Source organism: Burkholderia sp. WP42 (assembly GCF_000745665.1).
GTDB lineage: Bacteria > Pseudomonadota > Gammaproteobacteria > Burkholderiales > Burkholderiaceae > Burkholderia > Burkholderia vietnamiensis.
Genome location: NZ_JQJT01000003.1, coordinates 195,545 through 212,457 on the forward strand (window position 1 = coordinate 195,545; position 16,913 = coordinate 212,457).

Here is a 16,913-nt window from a genome sequence, read left to right on the forward strand (position 1 = left end):
GCGGCGGGAAGCCAAAAGCTTCCCGTCGCCGGTCGCACATTTCCCACAAGAAAATACGAGACGCATCATGTTCACATTCGTGTTGCGCCGCGTGGGGATGGTGATCCCGACCTTCATCGGCATCACCATCCTGGCGTTTGCGCTGATTCACCTGATACCGGGCGACCCCATCGAAGTGATGATGGGCGAGCGCGGCGTCGATCCCGCGATGCATGCAGAGGCGATGAAGCGCCTCGGGCTCGACCAGCCGTTGCCCATGCAATATCTGCACTACATCGGCCGGGCGCTGCATGGCGACCTCGGCACGTCGATCATCACCAACACCAGCGTCGCGGGCGAATTCTTCGCGCGCTTTCCGGCGACCGTCGAACTGTCGCTGTGCGCGCTCGTGTTCGCGCTCGTGGTCGGGCTGCCGGCCGGCGTGATCGCCGCGCTGCGGCGCGGCTCGGTCGTCGATCACGGCGTGATGGGCACCGCGCTCACCGGCTACTCGATGCCGATCTTCTGGTGGGGGCTGATCCTCATCATGGTGTTTTCGTCGTATCTCGGCTGGACGCCCGTGTCGGGCCGCATCGCGGTCGAATACGACTTCCCGCATCCGACCGGCTTCATGCTGATCGACGCGCTGCTCGCGCCGGACGAAGGCTCGTTCAAGTCGGCGGTCAGCCACCTGATCCTGCCCGCGATCGTGCTCGGCACGATCCCGCTCGCGGTGATCGCGCGGATGACGCGCTCGTCGATGCTCGAAGTGCTGCGCGAGGATTACATCCGCACGGCGCGCGCGAAAGGGCTGTCGCCGGCGCGCGTGGTGGTCGTGCACGCGCTGCGCAACGCGCTGATCCCGGTCGTCACCGTGATCGGCCTGCAGATCGGCACGCTGCTTGCTGGCGCCGTGCTGACCGAGACGCTGTTTTCGTGGCCCGGCGTCGGCAAGTGGCTGATCGATGCGATCGGCCGCCGCGACTATCCGGTCGTGCAGGGCGGCATTCTGCTGATCGCGACGCTCGTGATCGTCGTGAACCTGGTCGTCGACCTGCTGTACGGCGTGCTGAATCCGCGCATCCGCCACACGAGGTAACTCCATGAGCAATCTGCAAAATACCCTGCCGACCGAATCCGCGCCGGCCGGCGGCCGCGCGCTCGCGTTGCGCGAGTTCTGGGCCAACTTCTCGCGCAATCGCGGTGCGGTCGGCGCCGGCCTCGTCGTGCTCGTGCTGATCCTGGTCGCGCTCCTCGCGCCGCTGATCGCGCCGCACAGCCCGGTCGAGCAATACCGCGACTACGTGAAGATTCCGCCCGCGTGGCTCGCCGGCGGCAACTGGCAGTTCATCCTCGGCACCGACGAAGCCGGGCGCGACATCCTTTCGCGCCTGATGTTCGGCGCGCGCATGTCGTTCTGGATCGGCTTCGTGTCGGTCGTGCTCGCGCTGATCCCCGGCATCGTGCTGGGCCTCGTCGCCGCGTTCTTCCAGAAATGGGCCGACACGCCCGTGATGCGCATCATGGACGTGCTGCTCGCGCTGCCGTCGCTGCTGCTCGCGGTCGCCGTCGTCGCGATCATCGGGCCGGGCCTCACCAACACGATGTTCGCGATCGCGATCGTCGCGCTGCCGGCCTACGTGCGCCTCACGCGCGCGTCGGCGCTCGGCGAGCTGCAGAAGGAGTACGTGACGGCGTCGCGCGTGGCCGGCGCCGGCACGCTGCGCCTGATGTTCTCGCAGGTGCTGCCGAACTGCACGGCGCCGCTGATCGTGCAGGCGACGCTCGGCTTCTCGTCGGCGATCCTCGACGCGGCCGCGCTCGGCTTCCTCGGCCTCGGCGTGCAACCGCCGACCGCCGAGTGGGGCGCCATGCTCGCGTCCGCGCGCGACTACATCGACAACGCATGGTGGATCGTGACGATGCCGGGCCTGTCGATCCTGATTTCGGTGCTCGCGATCAACCTGCTCGGCGACGGGCTGCGCGACGCGCTCGATCCCAAACTGAAACGGATGGCCTAAGATGAAACGAACCCCACGCTTGCTTCGTTCGCTGCCGACCGGAGTTGGCGCTTCGGCGCTTACTCCGCTCCCATGCACGGCGCCCCCCAAGGGGGCGGTCATCCTCTTTGGGGCGGCCCGGCGGAGGACGACATGAGCAACCCGCTCCTGACCATCCGCAATCTCGCGGTGAATTTCAACGGCCTGCCCGCCGTCGACCGGATCAACCTGTCGATCGCGCCGGGCGAGGTGGTGGGCGTCGTCGGCGAATCGGGCTCGGGCAAGAGCGTGACGATGATGGCGCTGATGGGCCTGATCGACGCGCCGGGCAAGGTGACGGCCGACGAGGTCACGTTCAACGGCGTGGATCTCTTGAAGGCGTCGCCGAAGGCGCGCCGCAAGATCGTCGGCAAGGACATCGCGATGGTGTTCCAGGACGCGCTGACGAGCCTGAACCCGAGCTACACGGTCGGCTACCAGATCAAGGAGGTGCTGAAGCTGCACGAAGGGCTGCGCGGCGACGCGCTGCACCGGCGCGCGCTCGAACTGCTCGACCAGGTCGGCATTCCCGATGCGAAGAACCGGATCGCGGCGTTCCCGCACCAGATGTCGGGCGGCATGAACCAGCGCGTGATGATCGCGATGGCCGTCGCGTGCAATCCGAAGCTGCTGATCGCCGACGAGCCGACCACCGCGCTCGACGTGACGATCCAGGCGCAGATCATGGATCTGCTCGTCAAGCTGCAGAAGGAGCGCGGGATGGCGCTGGTGCTGATCTCGCACGATCTGGCCGTGGTGTCGGAGGTCGCGCAGCGCGTGGCGGTGATGTACGCGGGCGAGATCATCGAGACCAACCGCGTGCCGGACATCTTTCGCGCGCCGCATCACCCGTACACCGAAGCGCTGCTCGCGGCGATTCCCGAGCACAATCAGGGGGCGCGTCGCCTTGCCGCATTGCCCGGCATGGTGCCGGGCCGCGATGATCGCCCGTCCGGATGCCTGTTCGCGCCGCGCTGCAAGTACGTCGTCGACGATTGCCGCAAGGCGCGCCCGGCGCTCGATCCGCTCGTGGCCGGCAACGATGCGATGCGCGCGCGCTGCATCAAGCCGCTCAATGTTTCCAGCTTCGACCTGACGGGAGGCGCACGATGAATGCTGTCAACGAAACGCGCCGCGCGTCGCCCGACGGGCAGGCCGTGCTGGTTGCCGACCAGCTCGCGAAGCACTACACGGTCAGGCGCGGGATGTTCGGGCAGGGCACCGTGAAGGCGCTGAACGGCGTGTCGTTCACGCTCGAGCGCGGCAAGACGCTCGCGGTGGTCGGCGAGTCGGGCTGCGGAAAATCGACGCTCGCGCGCCAGCTCACGATGATCGAGACGCCCACCTCGGGCAGCCTGATGATCGACGGCAACGACGTGGCCGGCGCCGGCCGCCACACCGTCGCCGACCTGCGCCGCCGCGTGCAGATGGTGTTCCAGAACCCGTTCGCGTCGCTGAATCCGCGCAAGACCGTCGAGCAGACGCTCGCCGAGCCGCTCGAGATCAACGCGGACCTGTCGGCGGCCGAACGCGCGGCGCGCATCGCGCAGATGATGCGCACCGTCGGCCTGCGCCCCGAGCACGCGAAGCGCTATCCGCACATGTTCTCGGGCGGCCAGCGCCAGCGCGTCGCGATCGCGCGCGCGATGATCCTCGAGCCGCGCATCGTCGTCGCCGACGAGCCGGTGTCCGCGCTCGACGTATCGATCCAGGCGCAGATCCTGAACCTGTTCATGGATCTGCAGGAGCAGTTCAACACGAGCTACGTGTTCATCTCGCACAACCTGTCGGTGGTCGAGCACGTCGCGGACGACGTGATGGTGATGTACTTCGGCAGCGTCGCCGAACTCGGCGACAAGGCGACGATCTACGCGCGGCCGCGCCATCCGTACACGCGTGCGCTGATGTCGGCGACGCCGGCGATCTTCGAGGAAGACCGCCGCGTGCAGATCAAGCTGCAGGGCGAACTGCCGTCGCCGCTCAATCCGCCGTCGGGCTGCGCGTTTCACCAGCGCTGCCCGTACGCGGTCGAGCGCTGCCGTGTCGAGGAACCGCAGCTGCGCGACGTCGACGGACGTCGCGTGGCCTGCCATCGCGCCGAGGAGGTGGGGGAGGCGAATGCCTGACGGGTTGGCGGCGCGCGCGCCTCGCGTGCGCCGGTCGGGAGCCGGCCGCGCGCGCATGCTGCGCGCGTGCCGCAACGCAAGACGCTGGAGCGTGCGCACGGTCACGGGCGCGGCGCTGGCCGGCGCCTGCGTGGCCGCGAGCGTGCTGGTGCCGGCCGCGGCCGCGCGCGCGCAGGAGCGCATGCCGAGCAGTTCGCCGATTCATCGGGCGCAGGCGCCGTCGCCGGGCATGACGCTGCCGGGCTTCCACGCGCCGTCCGTGTCGAACGGCACGGTCGCGCGCGGCACGGTGCGCGTGCAGCCGGCCCGCATGCCGTTCTACGTCGCGACGCGCGGCAAGGTCACGCTGTACGTGCTCGGCACGCTGCATACGGGCGACCCGTCCGACTACCCGAGCGCGCAGCCGTTCCGGCCCACCATCCTCGCGGCGCTCGCCGCCTCGCCGACGCTCGCGCTCGAGCTGTCGCCGGACGATCTGCTGGAATCGCAGGACGACGTGTCGAAGTACGGCGTCTGCCGCTACCCGTGCCTGCAGCGCCTGCTTCCCGAGCCGTTGTGGCAGCAGCTCGCCGCGCGGCTGCGCGGCAACCCGGCCGCGCTCGCCGAAATCCGCCGGATGCGGCCGTGGCTCGCCGCGCTGGTGGTCGAGACGTACGACTCGTTGTCGGCCGGCCTGCAGACCGAGTACGGCACCGAGGCGCAGCTGCAGAACGTATTTCTGAAGAAGAAGGGCGGCCGCGTGATCGGCCTGGAGACGCTCGCCGAGCAGATGCGCGCGTTCACCGGCCTCACGCTCGCCGAGCAGCGCGAGATGCTCGCGCAGGACATGGTGCAGACGCCCGCGCAGAACGCCGCCGACATCGGCGCGCTGCACCGGCTGTGGCGTATTGGCGACGCCGACGCGATCTCCGCATGGGCGGTCGCGAAGAGCGAGCGGCTCGCACGGTCGAAGGCGCTGTCGGCGTCGATCGACAACAAGATCCTGTACGAGCGCAACCGGCGCTTCGTTGCACGGATGACGGCAATCGCGGCGCCGAACCGGCCGGTGTTCGTCGCGATCGGCGCGCTGCACCTGGGTGGCCAGCGCGGCGTGCTCGAATTGTTGCGCCAGCAAGGGTACCGGGTCGACGCGAACTGAGCGCGCCCGACGCCGCCCGCCGGTCCTCCGCCATTCGATCGGCCGCGCGCTTGCGTGTCGATGCGCGTAAGCGGCCGCGTGAGCCGATAAGGAAAACCCTCGAACCGTCTGGAAATAGCGTTTAAAGCCATTGACATCCGGTTCTGCCAATCTCTATTCTTCACCCCACAAGTTGAAAAAATGCAAAGAATAGAAAAGTTCTACGGGGTAGCAGAAAACAAAGCGCGGGGTTGGCGTAGCCGGCACGTAATCAGCGTGCCGGCCGCGGAGTGTCTGCATGCACGGCGGGGCCAAACATCGTCGTACAGCACATGCATGTGGCAGACTTAGCGGTATAAGCGACGTTCCGTCGTCCGACCGGGGGAAGCAGCAATCGGGCGGCGGCGGACGTTTTTTCATCCGGAGCAGCGTTCCGGTCACCGTCGCAAGGCGGTTTCGGGAGGCGAATCGACAGACGGCGAAGCCGCGGCGATTGCGCCAACAGTGAAGCGCCACGAGGGCGCTTTTTTCTTTGGTGCGGCCGATCGGATGCGGCACGCGATGCGTGCGCGTGAGCGAGGGCGTGCCGCGTTACGCGTCTTCGCCGGCCTGCAGCGCGCCGGGCGCGATCACGTCGATGCCGGCCGTCTCGAGCGCCGCGCGAATCCGCTTCGCGAAGGCGAGCGCATGCGGGCCGTCGCCGTGCAGGCAGACGGTCTGCGCATTGAGCGGCACCCACTCGCCCGTCACCGCGCGCACCTGCCGCTCGCGCACCATGTCGAGCGTGCGCGCGAGCACCGCATCTTCGTCGTCGATCAGCGCGCCGGGCTGGCTGCGCGGAACCAGCGTGCCGTCCGCGCGGTAGCCGCGATCGGCGAACACCTCTTCGATCGCGACGAGGCCCGCATGCCGCGCGGCCGCGACGAACACGCTGTTGGCGAGCCCGAACACCGACAGCGACGGATCGAAATCGTGGATGGCCGACACGACCGCGTCCGCGATCGTCGGATCGCGCGCGGCCTGGTTGTACAGCGCGCCGTGCGGCTTGACGTGCGCGATGCGGCCGCCTTCAGCCTGCGCGATCGCCGACAGCGCGCCCAGCTGGTACAGCACGCCGGCATAGATGTCGCCGGGCGGCAGTTGCATTTCCTTGCGGCCGAAATTCTCCGGATCGTGAAAGCTCGGATGCGCGCCGATCGACACGCCCTTCTGCACGGCCCAGCGCACGCAGTCGCGCATCGCATTGGCGCCGCCTGCATGCCAGCCGCATGCGATGTTCGCCGACGTGACGAGGTCGAGCAGCGCCTCGTCCGATCCGCATCCTTCGCCGAGATCGGCGTTCAGATCGATTTCCATGATGTTCCTCGCCCGCGGGCTGCGCGGGCCGTGTTGCGTACTGCTTGCGCCATTGTCACGCTGCGCGCGATTGCGCGCGGCGACGCGTCTCGTCGCGCATCTCGATCGCGACGTCGATCTGTCTCAGATATGCGCGTTCCGCGTTCAGCGCGGCGCGCGCGGCCTCGGGCGTCGTGCGCACGAAGCGGATCGGCAGGTTGAGCCGCGCCTGCGCGAGTTTCCACAGGTCCGCGCGAATCACCGTGCCGATCTTCGGATAGCCGCCGGTGGTCTGCGCGTCGTGCATCAGCACGATCGGCTGGCCGTTCGGCGGCACCTGGATCGTGCCGGGCAGCACCGCGTGCGACAGCAGCTCGACCGGCCGCTCGCGCACGAGCTCGGCGCCGGCGAGCCGATAGCCCATCCGGTTGCTGTTGGCGGTGACGAGCCATTCCTCGTCCCAGAGCGCCTGCTGCGACTCGGCCGAGAACGACGCGTAATCGGGGCCCGGCAGCACGCGCACGGGCATCGCCCACGGCGCATGCGCGGGACGGTGGCGGCGCGGCGGTTCGTCGACGCGCACGAACGCGCACCACGCCGGCGCCTTCACGCCGAACTCGGGCGCATCGGACGCGAGGCAGCCGGCGCCGGCCGGCGGCACGCCGACCGGCAGCCGGTCGCCGTCGCGCAGCGCGCGGCCGCCGAGGCCGCCGAAGCGCGCCGCGAGATCGGTGCTGCGCGAGCCGAGCACCGGCAGCACGTCGATGCCGCCCGCGATGCACAGGTAGCCGCGCATCCCGCGTTTCGCGGCCGGCAGCACGAGCGTCTGGCCGGCGTCGACCGGCAGGCTCCACCACGAATACACCGGCTTGCCGTCGAGCGTCGCGCCGAATTCGGTGCCGGTGACCGCGATGCGCGTGGCGCGCGTGAAGCGGAACGCGGCCGGGCCGATCGTGATTTCGACGGCCGCCGCATCGGGACGGTTGCCGACCAGCCGGTTGCCGACTTCGAGCGCGAGGCCGTCGAGCGCGCCGCCTTGCGCGACGCCCAGATGGCGCATCCCGCGGCGGCCGAGATCCTGCACGGTGGACAGCGGGCCGGCGCGCACGACCTCGATCGTGCCGGGGGCGGTTTTCTGGGTCATGTCGCGTCGACTCCGGCAATGGTGAAGCGCACGCGGTCGCCGGGCAGCAGCAGCGTCGGCTGCGGCCGGGCCGGATCGAACAGCACCTGCGAAGTACGGCCGATCAACTGCCAGCCGCCCGGCGCCGTGGCCGGATAGATGCCGGTTTGCGCGCCGCCGATGCCGACCGAGCCGGCCGGCACCTCGAGCCGCGGCGCGGCGCGGCGCGGCGTGTGCAGCGCCGGGTCGAGGCCGCCGAGATACGCGAACCCCGGCTGGAATCCTACGAAGAACACGACGTATTCGCCGCCCGCGTGGCGCGCGACCACTTCGTCGGCCGACAGCCCGGTGTGCGCGGCGACGGCCGCCAGATCGGGGCCGGCGGCACCGCCGTACTCGACCGGGATCTCGACGTCGCGGCCCGGCACGGGCGCGACGTCGGCGCTGTCCCACGCGTCGCGCAGCGCCGGGGTGAGCGACTCGGCGGTTGAGGCGAGCGCGTCGAACACGATCGTCAGATTGTTCATGCCCGGCACGACGTCGATCACGTCGGGCCACGCGCGCGCGGCTTCGGCGACGGCCCACACGCGGCGCTGGCAATCGAGCGTGGCGGGCGCCGGCATCTCGCAGACGAGGGCGGCATCGCCGAGTGGATAAATGCGGGGTTGCGTCATCGGACTGGCACGGTTCGGACGGCAATGTTAGCGTACATTCTCAATAAAATATCGAGAATTTCCCAATAAGCGTTTTCGCCTAGCTCTTATACAGAGGCTTCTGTCGTACACTCGGCACACCCTGACATCCTGCTTGCGCTGCCCTTCCATGAAGCGTTCTCCGACCAAGATCGTGTCATCCGAACACCTCGTTTCCGAGTCGAGCGTGGAGCTGTCGGAGCTCGAATACGGGCTCATCATGGCCGGCAACGCGTTCAACCGCTGGATGGTGCGCTGCATGTCGGCCGCCGGCGCGAAGGACATGACGGCCGTCGAGGTGTCGCTGCTGCATCACGTGAGCCACCGTGAGCGCAAGAAGAAGCTCGCCGACATCTGCTTCGTGCTCAATATCGAGGATACGCACGTCGCGACCTATGCGCTGAAAAAACTGATCGCGCGCGGCTATGTGAAAAGCGAGAAGAGCGGCAAGGAAGTGTTCTTCTTCGCGACCGATGCGGGCCGCGCGCTGTGCATGAAGTATCGCGAGGTGCGCGAGCACTGTCTGATCGAGACGCTGAAGGACAGCGGCCTCACCAACGAGCAGATCGGCGACGCCGCGCAACTGCTGCGCAACGCATCGGGCCTGTACGACACCGCCGCGCGCGCGGCCGCCTCGTTGTAAACGATTGCGGCTCGGACGCCGAGCGCGGCGACGCGCGGGATGCCGGCGCGGCGTCGCGCGTCGCGTCATCCGGCGTCCGGGTAGAGCGCGCGGTCGGTGACGATCCAGCCCATCGCCAGATCGTGCGCCTCGGCCGGCAGCGCGTCGACGCGGCACGCGTCGTACGCGATGCCGACCGTCACCGGCAGCGTGTCGCCCGGCCATGCCGCGAGCGTGCGGTCGTAATAGCCGCCGCCGTAGCCGAGCCGGTAGCGCTGCAGATCGAATCCCACACACGGAATCAGCAACAGGTCGGGCACGACCGCGATGCCCGACGCGGGCTCCGGAATCCGGTGATGCCCTTCGCGCATCGGCGTGTGCGCATCCCATGCATGGAACGCGAGCGGCGTGTGCTTCTCGCCGATCACCGGCAGCGCGGCGCGGCGGCCGGGGCCGGCGGCGGCCCACGCGAGCACGGCGTCGCGCGCGTCGAATTCGCCGGGCAGCGGCCAGTAGAAGCCGACCGTGCGCGGCGCGAGCCGTTCGAGCAAGCCGCGCAGCCGGGCCTCGAGCGCGGCGTTCGCGGCCGGCTGCGACGCGGCGTCGCGACGCGCGCCGGACAGCGTTCTGCGCAGTGCAACCTTCGGGTTCGGCACAGGGTTGCATGCTATGCTTTCGCTCACTTCGTGCTCCATTCAAAACGATGTCGAACAGCCTTTTCCGAGTATATCGCGCGGTCGCGCTCACGCTTTCGGCCGCCGCGCTCGTGGCGGGCACGAGCGCGTGCGCCGCACCGGGCGACGACACGCTCGCCGGGGACGATCAGATCTTCGTGCAGTTGCGCGAAGCCGCGCGCCGCAACGATGCCGCGAAGGCCGCGCAGCTCGCGTCGATGATCCCGAACTATCCGGTGCCGTCCTACGTCGAGTATTTCCAGATCAAACCGCAGCTGTTCGATTCGACCGGACGCGCGCGCGTCGATGCGCCGGACGCGCCGGTGCAGTCGTTCCTGCAGCGCTACGACGGCCAGGCGATCGCCGATCGCCTGCGCAACGACTACCTGCTCGTGCTCGGCGCGCGCCACGACTGGCGCGGCTTCGACGATCAGTACAAGCGCTTCGTGCTCGACGACGACACGCAGGTCAAATGCTATGCGCTCGAATCGCGCGCGGCGCGCGGCGAGAACGTCGCCGATGCCGCCCGCGCGCTGCTCGTCGAGCCGAAATACTACGGCGACGCCTGCGTCGACCTGATCACGGCGCTCACCGTCAACCAGCAGTTCACGAGCGACGACGTGTGGCAGCAGGCGCGCCTCGCTTTCGAGCAGAACTACACGACGCTCGGCGGCAAGATCGTCGACGCGCTCGGTCCGCGCCCGGCCGGTTTCGACCAGGCGACGAGCGCGCCGCCGCTGTACCTCGCGCGCGGCGTCGGCGCGGACGCCGCATCGCACCAGCTCGCGCTGATCGCGCTCGGCCGGATGGCGCGCAACGATCCCGATGCGGCCGCCGGAATGCTCACCTCGCTCGCCGGTTCGCTGACGAAGCAGGAGCAGGCGATCGCGTGGGGCGCGATCGGCTACCAGGCCGCCATCAAGCGCTCGGCGCTCGCGTCCGACTGGTATGCGAAATCCGCCAACGCGCCGCTGTCGAACCCCGGCTACGAATGGCGCACGCGCGCCGCGCTGCTGGCCGGCAACTGGCCGATGGTGCGCTGGTCGATCGAGCAGATGCCGCCGTCGCTGCGCAGCGATCCCGCATGGATCTACTGGCACGCGCGCGCGCTGAAGCAAAGCGGCGACACGCTGCAGGCGAACCAGGAATTCGAGCAGGTGGCCGGGCAGTACAACTTCTACGGGCAGCTCGCCGGCGAGGAGCTGGGCCAGCGCACGTCGGTGCCGCCGCGCACGAAGGTGAGCGACGCCGAGATCGACGCGATGAGCAAGATTCCGGGCTTCGCGCTCGCGCAGCGCTTCTACGGCCTGAACCTGCGCCTCGAGGGCAACCGCGAATGGAACTGGCCGCTGCGCGGGATGACCGATCGCCAGCTGCTCGCCGCCGCCGCGTACGGCAAGCGCATCGAGCTGCTCGACCGCACGGTGAATACGGCCGACCGCACGAAGGCCGAGCACGACTTCACGCTGCGCTATCCGTCGCCGTACCGCGACATCGTCGAGCGCTATGCGCAATCGACCGGGCTCGACGTCGAATGGGCGTACGGGCTGATCCGCCAGGAGTCGCGCTTCATCACGAACGCGCGTTCGTCGGTCGGCGCGGGCGGGCTGATGCAGCTGATGCCGGCCACCGCGCAGCTCGTCGCGAAGAAGCTCGGGATGGGCACGATCACGCGTGCGCAGATGCACGACATCGACACCAACATCCAGCTCGGCACCTGGTATCTGGCCGACATCTACAACAACTTCGACAGCTCGCCGGTGCTGGCGACCGCCGGCTACAACGCCGGGCCGGGACGGCCGCGCCAGTGGCGCCAGGTGCTGACGCGGCCGGTCGAAGGCGCGATCTTCGCCGAGACGATTCCGTTCAACGAGACGCGCGAGTACGTGAAGAACGTGCTGTCGAACACGGTCTACTACGCGGCGCTCTTCGAGGGCAAACCGCAGTCGTTGAAGAAGCGCCTGGGCACGATCTCGCCCTGATCCGCAACCTTCGTGCTGCACGCGCGCCGCGCGGCAGCGTGAAGGGGCCGTTCACGCGAATGGCCGGCTCGCGAACGCCCGGTGCACGCCGTTTCGTGCGCGCGCGTGCCACGCGCCACGCACGCCGTCATCGGCGTGAACCGTCCATCGGAGGACCGAACATGGAACGCCAGACCGTCGCGCTGCTGGGCGGCACCGGCTTCATCGGCAGCCGGCTCGTCAATGCGCTGATCGAAGCCGGCAAGCACGTGCGGGTCGCCACGCGGCGGCGCGAGCATGCGCGCCACCTGCAGATGCTGCCGATCGAGATCGTCGAGCTCGACGCGCTCGATGCGCGCACGTTGACCGGCTTCGTCGCCGGCGCGCATGCGGCCGTCAATCTGATCGGCGTGCTGCACGGCGGGCGCGGCTCGCCGTACGGGCCGGGCTTCGAGCGCGCGCACGTCGCCGTGCCGGCCGCGCTCGGCGCCGCGTGCGCGCAGGCCGGCGTGCGGCGCGTGCTGCACATGAGCGCACTCGGCGCCGATTCGAACGGCCCGAGCATGTACCAGCGCTCGAAGGGCGACGGCGAAGCCGCGCTGCGGGCGGCCGCGGCGGCCGGCCCGCTCGCGCTGACGATCTTCCGCCCGTCGGTCGTCTTCGGCCCCGGCGATGCGTTCCTCAATACGTTCGCGAACCTGCAGCGCACGCTGCCGGTGCTGCCGCTCGCGATGCCGGACGCGCGCTTCCAGCCGGTGTTCGTCGGCGACGTCGTGCGCGCGTTCGTCAACACGCTCGATCTGGCGGCCGCGCACGGCAAGACCTACGAGCTCGGCGGCCCGACGGTGTACACGCTCGAGCAGCTGGTGCGCTATTGCGGCACGCTGGTCGGCCGGCACGCACGCATCGTGCGGCTGCCCGATGCGCTCGCGCAGCTGCAGGCGCGCGTGTTCGAATGTCTGCCGGGCGAGCCGGTCATCACGCGCGACAATCTCGCGTCGATGTCGCAGCCCAACGTGCTGTCCGGGCCGCTCGCGCCGGAACTCGGGCTCACGCCCGCGAGTCTCGAAAGCATCGCGCCCGCGTACCTCGGCGCCGCCGCGCAGCGCTCACGCTTCGACTGGTTCCGCGCGCGCCGCTAGGCGCCGCCGGCCGTCGCTTTCCGTCGTCCAACCTCGCGCTAATCGGAACACCGCCATGAAACTCGTCATTGGAGACAAGAACTACTCGTCGTGGTCGATGCGGCCCTGGCTGCTGCTCGCGCATTTCGGCATCCCGTTCGACGAGATCGCGATCGAACTGCGCCGCGACGACACGGCCGCGCGGATCCGCGAGTATTCGCCGACCGGAAAGGTGCCGTGCCTGATCGACGATCACGGCTTCGCGATCTGGGATTCGCTCGCGATCGCCGAGACGCTCGCCGAGCGCTATCCGCAGTTTCCGATGTGGCCGGCCGATCCGCTCGATCGCGCGCACGCGCGCTGCATTTCGGCGGAGATGCACGCCGGTTTCACCGCGTTGCGCACGGAAATGGTGATGAACGTGCGCGCGTCGGCGCCCGGCCGCGGCGCGACGCCCGACGCGCTCGCCGACGTCGCGCGCATCGACACGCTGTGGGGCGCCTGCCTGGCGGCGTCGGGCGGCCCGTTCCTGTTCGGCGAATTCGGGATTGCCGATGCGATGTATGCGCCCGTCGTGATGCGCTTCAACACCTATGCGCCGGAGCTGTCGCCGGAGGCGGCCGGGTATGCCGCGCGCGTGACGGCGCTGCCGGCGGTGCAGCGCTGGATCGAAGGCGCGCGGCGCGAAACCAACGTGATCGCCGAGTACGAATCGACGCCATGAACATTTACGCAGTAGGCGGAGCGATCCGCGACGCATTGCTCGGCGTGCCGGTGCAGGACCGCGACTACGTGGTGGTGGGCGCGACGCCCGAGCAGATGGCCGCGCAGGGCTTCCGGCCGGTCGGCAAGGATTTCCCGGTGTTCCTGCATCCGGACACGCAGGAGGAGTACGCGCTCGCGCGCACCGAGCGCAAGACGGCCGCGGGCTATCACGGCTTCCAGTTCTATTACGCGCCCGACGTGACGCTCGACGAGGACCTCGCGCGGCGCGACCTGACGATCAACGCGATGGCGCGCGAAGTGAGCCCGGACGGCACGCTGGTCGGGCCGGTGATCGACCCGTTCGACGGGCAGGCCGATCTGCGCGCGCGGGTGTTCCGGCACGTGAGCGACGCGTTCGTCGAGGATCCGGTGCGGATTCTGCGGATCGCGCGCTTCGCCGCGCGCTTCGCGGATTTCACGGTGGCCGACGAGACGCTCGCGCTGATGCGGCGCATGGTCGACGCGGGCGAGGCGGACGCGCTGGTGCCCGAGCGCGTATGGCAGGAAATCGCGCGCGGGCTGATGGAGGCGACGCCGTCGCGGATGTTCGACGTGCTGCGCGAATGCGGCGCGCTCGCGCGCGTGCTGCCCGAGGTCGATGCGCTGTGGGGCGTGCCGCAGCGCGCCGATTACCACCCGGAAGTCGACACGGGCGTGCACGTGATGATGGTCGTCGACTACGCGGCGAAGCAGGGCTATTCGCTGCCGGTGCGCTTCGCGGCGCTCACGCACGATCTCGGCAAGGCGACGACGCCGGCCGACGTGCTGCCGCGTCATGTCGGCCACGAAGGCCGCAGCGTCGAGCTGATCAAGCCGCTGTGCGAGCGGCTGCGGGTGCCGAACGAATGCCGCGACCTCGCGCTGGTGGTCGCGCGCGAGCACGGCAACCTGCATCGCGTGATGGAGATGGGCGCGGCCGCGCTGGTGCGGCTGTTCGAACGCAGCGACGCGCTGCGCAAGCCGGCGCGCTTCGCCGAGATGCTGCAGGCGTGCGAATCGGATGCGCGCGGCCGCCTCGGGCTCGACACGCAGCCGTATCCGCAGGCCGAGCGGCTGCGCGTGGCGCTGGTCGCGGCGCGCAGCGTCGATGCCGGCGCGATCGCGCGCGGTATCGGCAACGATGCGATGCAGATCAAGGACGCCGTGCATCGCGCACGGATCGACGCGGTCAAGCAGGCGCTGGCGATCGCGGAATAGGCGAGGGGCGGTTGGTGGGGTGGGGGCCGCGTGGCTTGTCGCGGCGGGGATCGCGGCCGGGCCGATTACGGCGCGGCCGATTACGCCCGGATGAGCGCGGCGCGGCTTGTTGAGGCCCGGCCCGTCTGGGTCATGCGTGTGTTGGCCCGACGGATCACGACCCGGCGCATCCTGGCCCAACGAATTTCGACCCGTTGAATCCCAGCCCGCCCAATCCCGGCCCGGCCAATCGTGGCCCGGTTAATCGCGGCCCGGCCAATCGCGGCCCATCCAGTCACGGCCGGCTTGTCGCGTCTCGTCAATCCCAGCCCGGCCGATTCACTGCTTCGTCCGCGCGCGTGCCGCGGCAACCCGGCCCTTGCCCGCGGCCGCGCGTGGTTTCCCGCCGGCCGGCTGTGTCGTGCCACGCGCCGGTGTGCCAGCGGCTGAGGCGGCCGGCTCGTCCTCGGCCCGCACGCCATTCGACACCGATTCGCGCCGGCTCACGCGCGGCTCGCCGGGCGTCGCGCCGGCCTCGCGCGCGAGCAGCCTGATCTTCATGGCCGCCGAGCCCAATTCCGCACCGTCGTCGAACAGCGGCAGCGTGCCGACCGCGATCAGCTCGGCCGGCCCGTCGCCGACATTGGCGACGCGATGGCGCTTCCTCGCATCGAAATGCAGCGAATCGCCGGCCGACAGCGGGTAATCGCGCTTGCCGATCGTGTAGCACACGCGGCCGGCGAGCACGTACACGAACTCGTCGCCGCCGTGCGCGACCCACTCCGACCGGTAGCCCTCCATCATCCGCACCTTCAGCGCATTGATCTGGCTGCCGTCGAAGGTCGTCGACAGCCGCTCGTACCACTGCGACGCCGCGTCGAGCGCATAAGGCTCGCGGCGGCCCGCGTGCGAATCGGGCTGTGCCTGGCGCGGCTGGTCGATCAGCGTGCCGAGCGGCACCTTCAGCGCGTTCGCGACGTTGACCAGCGACGACAGCGAGATGCCGGTCAGATTGCGCTCGACCTGCGACAGGAAGCCGACCGACAGGTGCGCTTCGGTCGCGACTTCCAGCAGCGTCTTCTTCGCTTCCCGGCGCAGGCGCCGAATGCGCTGGCCGATACGCATGATGTCTGAATCCATGAATCTCTTTCGTGGCAACGAACCGGAAAGCGCGCAACACGCGGCGGCCGCGCCCCAGCATGCCGAGCATCGCCCGCGGCACGGCCGTCGGGCGGCGATGCCGGCGCATTGTACCCGTGGCACCGTGACGCCGCCCGTAGCCGTCGGTGGTCGCCGAGCGGGCCGCCGCGTCACGATCGGTAATTTTAGCCCTACGAAAATTTGCGCTTGACCGCCCTGTATGCGTGCTCTAGATTTTGTCCCTCATCAAACAAAGTTAAGTGGGACAAAAAATTGAGCCGCAGCGTCGGGGCGTTCGCCGCCACGCCGTCGCCGGCCGTCGACAACAATCAATGACGGGTATCCGATGATCGATCGACTCCAATTCAGCTTCTCCGGCCTTGCCGCGTACGATGCGCGCGTTGCCGACACGCAGGCCGGCCTGTCGCGCCTGCTCGACGCCGCGCGGCTCGATGCGGTCGTGGTCACGTCACAGGACGAGTACATCACCGAATACCTGCCGCGCTGCAACAACCCGCGCTATGCGCTGTCGGGCTTCGACGGCTCGGCCGGCTGCGGAATCTTCCTGAGCGCGGCGACGGCGCACGCGCTCGGCATCCCGCCGTTCGTGCTGTTCGTCGACGGCCGCTATCACCTGCAGGCCGAACGGCAGTGCGACCCGGCGCGCGTGCAGGTCGTGAAGCTCGGCATCGACGTGACGATCTGGCAGGCGCTCGCCGGCTGGCTGGTCACGCACGCGGCGCGGCTCGCGCGGGTCGGCTACGACGCGTGGCGGATCAGCATCGCGCAGCGCGACCGGCTGCTCGCGCAGACGCAGCCCGCGTCGCTCGACTGGGTGAGCCTCACGTCGCGCGAAATCGATCGCGCGATCGCGCTGCCGGGCTGGGTCGTCGAACGGCCGATCTTCGGGTTGCCGGAGGCGACGACCGGCGTGAGCGTCGCGCAGAACCTCGACGCGCTGAACGGCCGGCTCGCCGCGCACACCGCCACGGCGAGCGACACGGCGAGCGACACGGCGAGCGACACGGCGAGCGACACGGCGA

The 16,913-nt window shown here is 69.4% G+C and carries 15 protein-coding genes and 1 pseudogene; 11 read left to right on the forward strand and 5 right to left on the reverse strand.

The annotated features are described in order from the left end of the window. Window positions 1-67 precede the first annotated feature (67 nt). The 5 genes from EX20_RS00910 (at window position 68) to EX20_RS00930 (ending at window position 5,282) form a co-directional block, all read left to right on the forward strand. Entirely contained in the window at window positions 68-1,078 is a 1,011-nt protein-coding gene (locus EX20_RS00910; RefSeq protein ID WP_011886282.1) for an ABC transporter permease subunit, read from the forward strand. 4 nt (window positions 1,079-1,082) lie between these two features. Next, a complete protein-coding gene (locus EX20_RS00915; protein WP_011886281.1) occupies window positions 1,083-2,000 on the forward strand; it encodes an ABC transporter permease subunit in 918 nt (305 codons plus the stop codon). Between the two features lie 132 nt (window positions 2,001-2,132). Further along, window positions 2,133-3,131: an ABC transporter ATP-binding protein gene (locus tag EX20_RS00920; RefSeq protein ID WP_034192484.1), complete on the forward strand. Its 999-nt coding sequence runs from the start codon at window positions 2,133-2,135 to the stop codon at window positions 3,129-3,131. Continuing rightward, complete coding sequence (locus EX20_RS00925; protein WP_034192485.1) at window positions 3,128-4,144, forward strand: peptide ABC transporter ATP-binding protein; 1,017 nt, start codon at window positions 3,128-3,130, stop codon at window positions 4,142-4,144. Before EX20_RS00920 ends, EX20_RS00925 begins: the two co-directional genes overlap by 4 nt. Beyond that, on the forward strand, window positions 4,137-5,282 hold the full coding sequence (locus EX20_RS00930; RefSeq protein WP_011886278.1) for a TraB/GumN family protein: 1,146 nt from the start codon (window positions 4,137-4,139) through the stop codon (window positions 5,280-5,282). The genes EX20_RS00925 and EX20_RS00930 overlap by 8 nt, the downstream gene beginning before the upstream one ends. 570 nt (window positions 5,283-5,852) lie before the next feature. On the opposite strand, the gene pxpA is transcribed toward EX20_RS00930, so the two are convergent. Genes pxpA through pxpB form a run of 3 tightly spaced genes read right to left on the reverse strand, consistent with a single transcriptional unit; the run spans window position 5,853 to window position 8,393 of the window. After that, window positions 5,853-6,617, reverse strand: a complete 765-nt coding sequence (gene pxpA / locus EX20_RS00935; protein ID WP_011886277.1) for a 5-oxoprolinase subunit PxpA — start codon at window positions 6,615-6,617, stop codon at window positions 5,853-5,855. Between the two features lie 55 nt (window positions 6,618-6,672). After that, window positions 6,673-7,740 (reverse strand): 5-oxoprolinase subunit C family protein, encoded by a 1,068-nt coding sequence (locus EX20_RS00940; protein ID WP_034192486.1) that lies wholly within the window; start codon window positions 7,738-7,740, stop codon window positions 6,673-6,675. Beyond that, complete coding sequence (gene pxpB / locus EX20_RS00945) at window positions 7,737-8,393, reverse strand: 5-oxoprolinase subunit PxpB (RefSeq protein WP_011886275.1); 657 nt, start codon at window positions 8,391-8,393, stop codon at window positions 7,737-7,739. The genes EX20_RS00940 and pxpB overlap by 4 nt, the downstream gene beginning before the upstream one ends. A gap of 148 nt (window positions 8,394-8,541) precedes the next feature. Between pxpB and EX20_RS00950 the strand changes: the two genes are divergently transcribed. Then, a complete protein-coding gene (locus tag EX20_RS00950) occupies window positions 8,542-9,054 on the forward strand; it encodes a winged helix DNA-binding protein (protein WP_014723821.1) in 513 nt (170 codons plus the stop codon). A 65-nt stretch (window positions 9,055-9,119) separates the two neighbouring features. On the opposite strand, the gene EX20_RS00955 is transcribed toward EX20_RS00950, so the two are convergent. Next, on the reverse strand, window positions 9,120-9,728 hold the full coding sequence (locus tag EX20_RS00955; RefSeq protein WP_046423598.1) for a 5-formyltetrahydrofolate cyclo-ligase: 609 nt from the start codon (window positions 9,726-9,728) through the stop codon (window positions 9,120-9,122). A gap of 8 nt (window positions 9,729-9,736) precedes the next feature. On the opposite strand from EX20_RS00955, the gene EX20_RS00960 reads away from it, so the two are divergent. From EX20_RS00960 to EX20_RS00975, 4 genes are all read left to right on the forward strand, one after another. Further along, window positions 9,737-11,689 carry a lytic transglycosylase domain-containing protein gene (locus tag EX20_RS00960; protein WP_034192487.1) on the forward strand — a complete coding sequence of 651 codons (1,953 nt, stop codon included), beginning with the start codon at window positions 9,737-9,739 and terminating at the stop codon, window positions 11,687-11,689. Between the two features lie 161 nt (window positions 11,690-11,850). Then, a complete protein-coding gene (locus EX20_RS00965) occupies window positions 11,851-12,810 on the forward strand; it encodes a complex I NDUFA9 subunit family protein (RefSeq protein WP_034192488.1) in 960 nt (319 codons plus the stop codon). Window positions 12,811-12,865: 55 nt separating this feature from the next. Further along, window positions 12,866-13,513: a glutathione S-transferase family protein gene (locus tag EX20_RS00970; RefSeq protein WP_011886270.1), complete on the forward strand. Its 648-nt coding sequence runs from the start codon at window positions 12,866-12,868 to the stop codon at window positions 13,511-13,513. Continuing rightward, window positions 13,510-14,751 carry a multifunctional CCA addition/repair protein gene (locus tag EX20_RS00975; RefSeq protein WP_034192489.1) on the forward strand — a complete coding sequence of 414 codons (1,242 nt, stop codon included), beginning with the start codon at window positions 13,510-13,512 and terminating at the stop codon, window positions 14,749-14,751. Before EX20_RS00970 ends, EX20_RS00975 begins: the two co-directional genes overlap by 4 nt. Before the next feature lie 318 nt (window positions 14,752-15,069). On the opposite strand, the gene EX20_RS00980 is transcribed toward EX20_RS00975, so the two are convergent. Beyond that, window positions 15,070-15,870, reverse strand: coding sequence for a helix-turn-helix domain-containing protein (locus tag EX20_RS00980; protein WP_034192490.1), 801 nt, complete (start codon window positions 15,868-15,870; stop codon window positions 15,070-15,072). Between the two features lie 346 nt (window positions 15,871-16,216). Between EX20_RS00980 and EX20_RS33230 the strand changes: the two are divergent. Further along, window positions 16,217-16,870 (forward strand): annotated as a pseudogene (locus EX20_RS33230) (aminopeptidase P family N-terminal domain-containing protein); the annotation flags it as partial. Window positions 16,871-16,913 lie beyond the last annotated feature (43 nt).

Excerpts from the sequence above, each read along its gene's own strand:
- EX20_RS00930 (WP_011886278.1), top strand. The coding sequence starts at position 4,137 with ATGCCTGACGGGTTGGCGGCGCGCGCGCCTCGCGTGCGCCGGTCGGGA.
- EX20_RS00970 (WP_011886270.1), top strand. The coding sequence starts at position 12,866 with ATGAAACTCGTCATTGGAGACAAGAACTACTCGTCGTGGTCGATGCGG.
- EX20_RS00960 (WP_034192487.1), top strand. The coding sequence starts at position 9,737 with ATGTCGAACAGCCTTTTCCGAGTATATCGCGCGGTCGCGCTCACGCTT.
- EX20_RS00925 (WP_034192485.1), top strand. The coding sequence starts at position 3,128 with ATGAATGCTGTCAACGAAACGCGCCGCGCGTCGCCCGACGGGCAGGCC.
- EX20_RS00965 (WP_034192488.1), top strand. The coding sequence starts at position 11,851 with ATGGAACGCCAGACCGTCGCGCTGCTGGGCGGCACCGGCTTCATCGGC.
- EX20_RS00950 (WP_014723821.1), top strand. The coding sequence starts at position 8,542 with ATGAAGCGTTCTCCGACCAAGATCGTGTCATCCGAACACCTCGTTTCC.
- pxpB (WP_011886275.1), bottom strand. The coding sequence starts at position 8,393 with ATGACGCAACCCCGCATTTATCCACTCGGCGATGCCGCCCTCGTCTGC.
- EX20_RS00955 (WP_046423598.1), bottom strand. The coding sequence starts at position 9,728 with ATGGAGCACGAAGTGAGCGAAAGCATAGCATGCAACCCTGTGCCGAAC.
- EX20_RS00910 (WP_011886282.1), top strand. The coding sequence starts at position 68 with ATGTTCACATTCGTGTTGCGCCGCGTGGGGATGGTGATCCCGACCTTC.
- EX20_RS00975 (WP_034192489.1), top strand. The coding sequence starts at position 13,510 with ATGAACATTTACGCAGTAGGCGGAGCGATCCGCGACGCATTGCTCGGC.
- pxpA (WP_011886277.1), bottom strand. The coding sequence starts at position 6,617 with ATGGAAATCGATCTGAACGCCGATCTCGGCGAAGGATGCGGATCGGAC.
- EX20_RS00915 (WP_011886281.1), top strand. The coding sequence starts at position 1,083 with ATGAGCAATCTGCAAAATACCCTGCCGACCGAATCCGCGCCGGCCGGC.
- EX20_RS00920 (WP_034192484.1), top strand. The coding sequence starts at position 2,133 with ATGAGCAACCCGCTCCTGACCATCCGCAATCTCGCGGTGAATTTCAAC.
- EX20_RS00940 (WP_034192486.1), bottom strand. The coding sequence starts at position 7,740 with ATGACCCAGAAAACCGCCCCCGGCACGATCGAGGTCGTGCGCGCCGGC.
- EX20_RS00980 (WP_034192490.1), bottom strand. The coding sequence starts at position 15,870 with ATGGATTCAGACATCATGCGTATCGGCCAGCGCATTCGGCGCCTGCGC.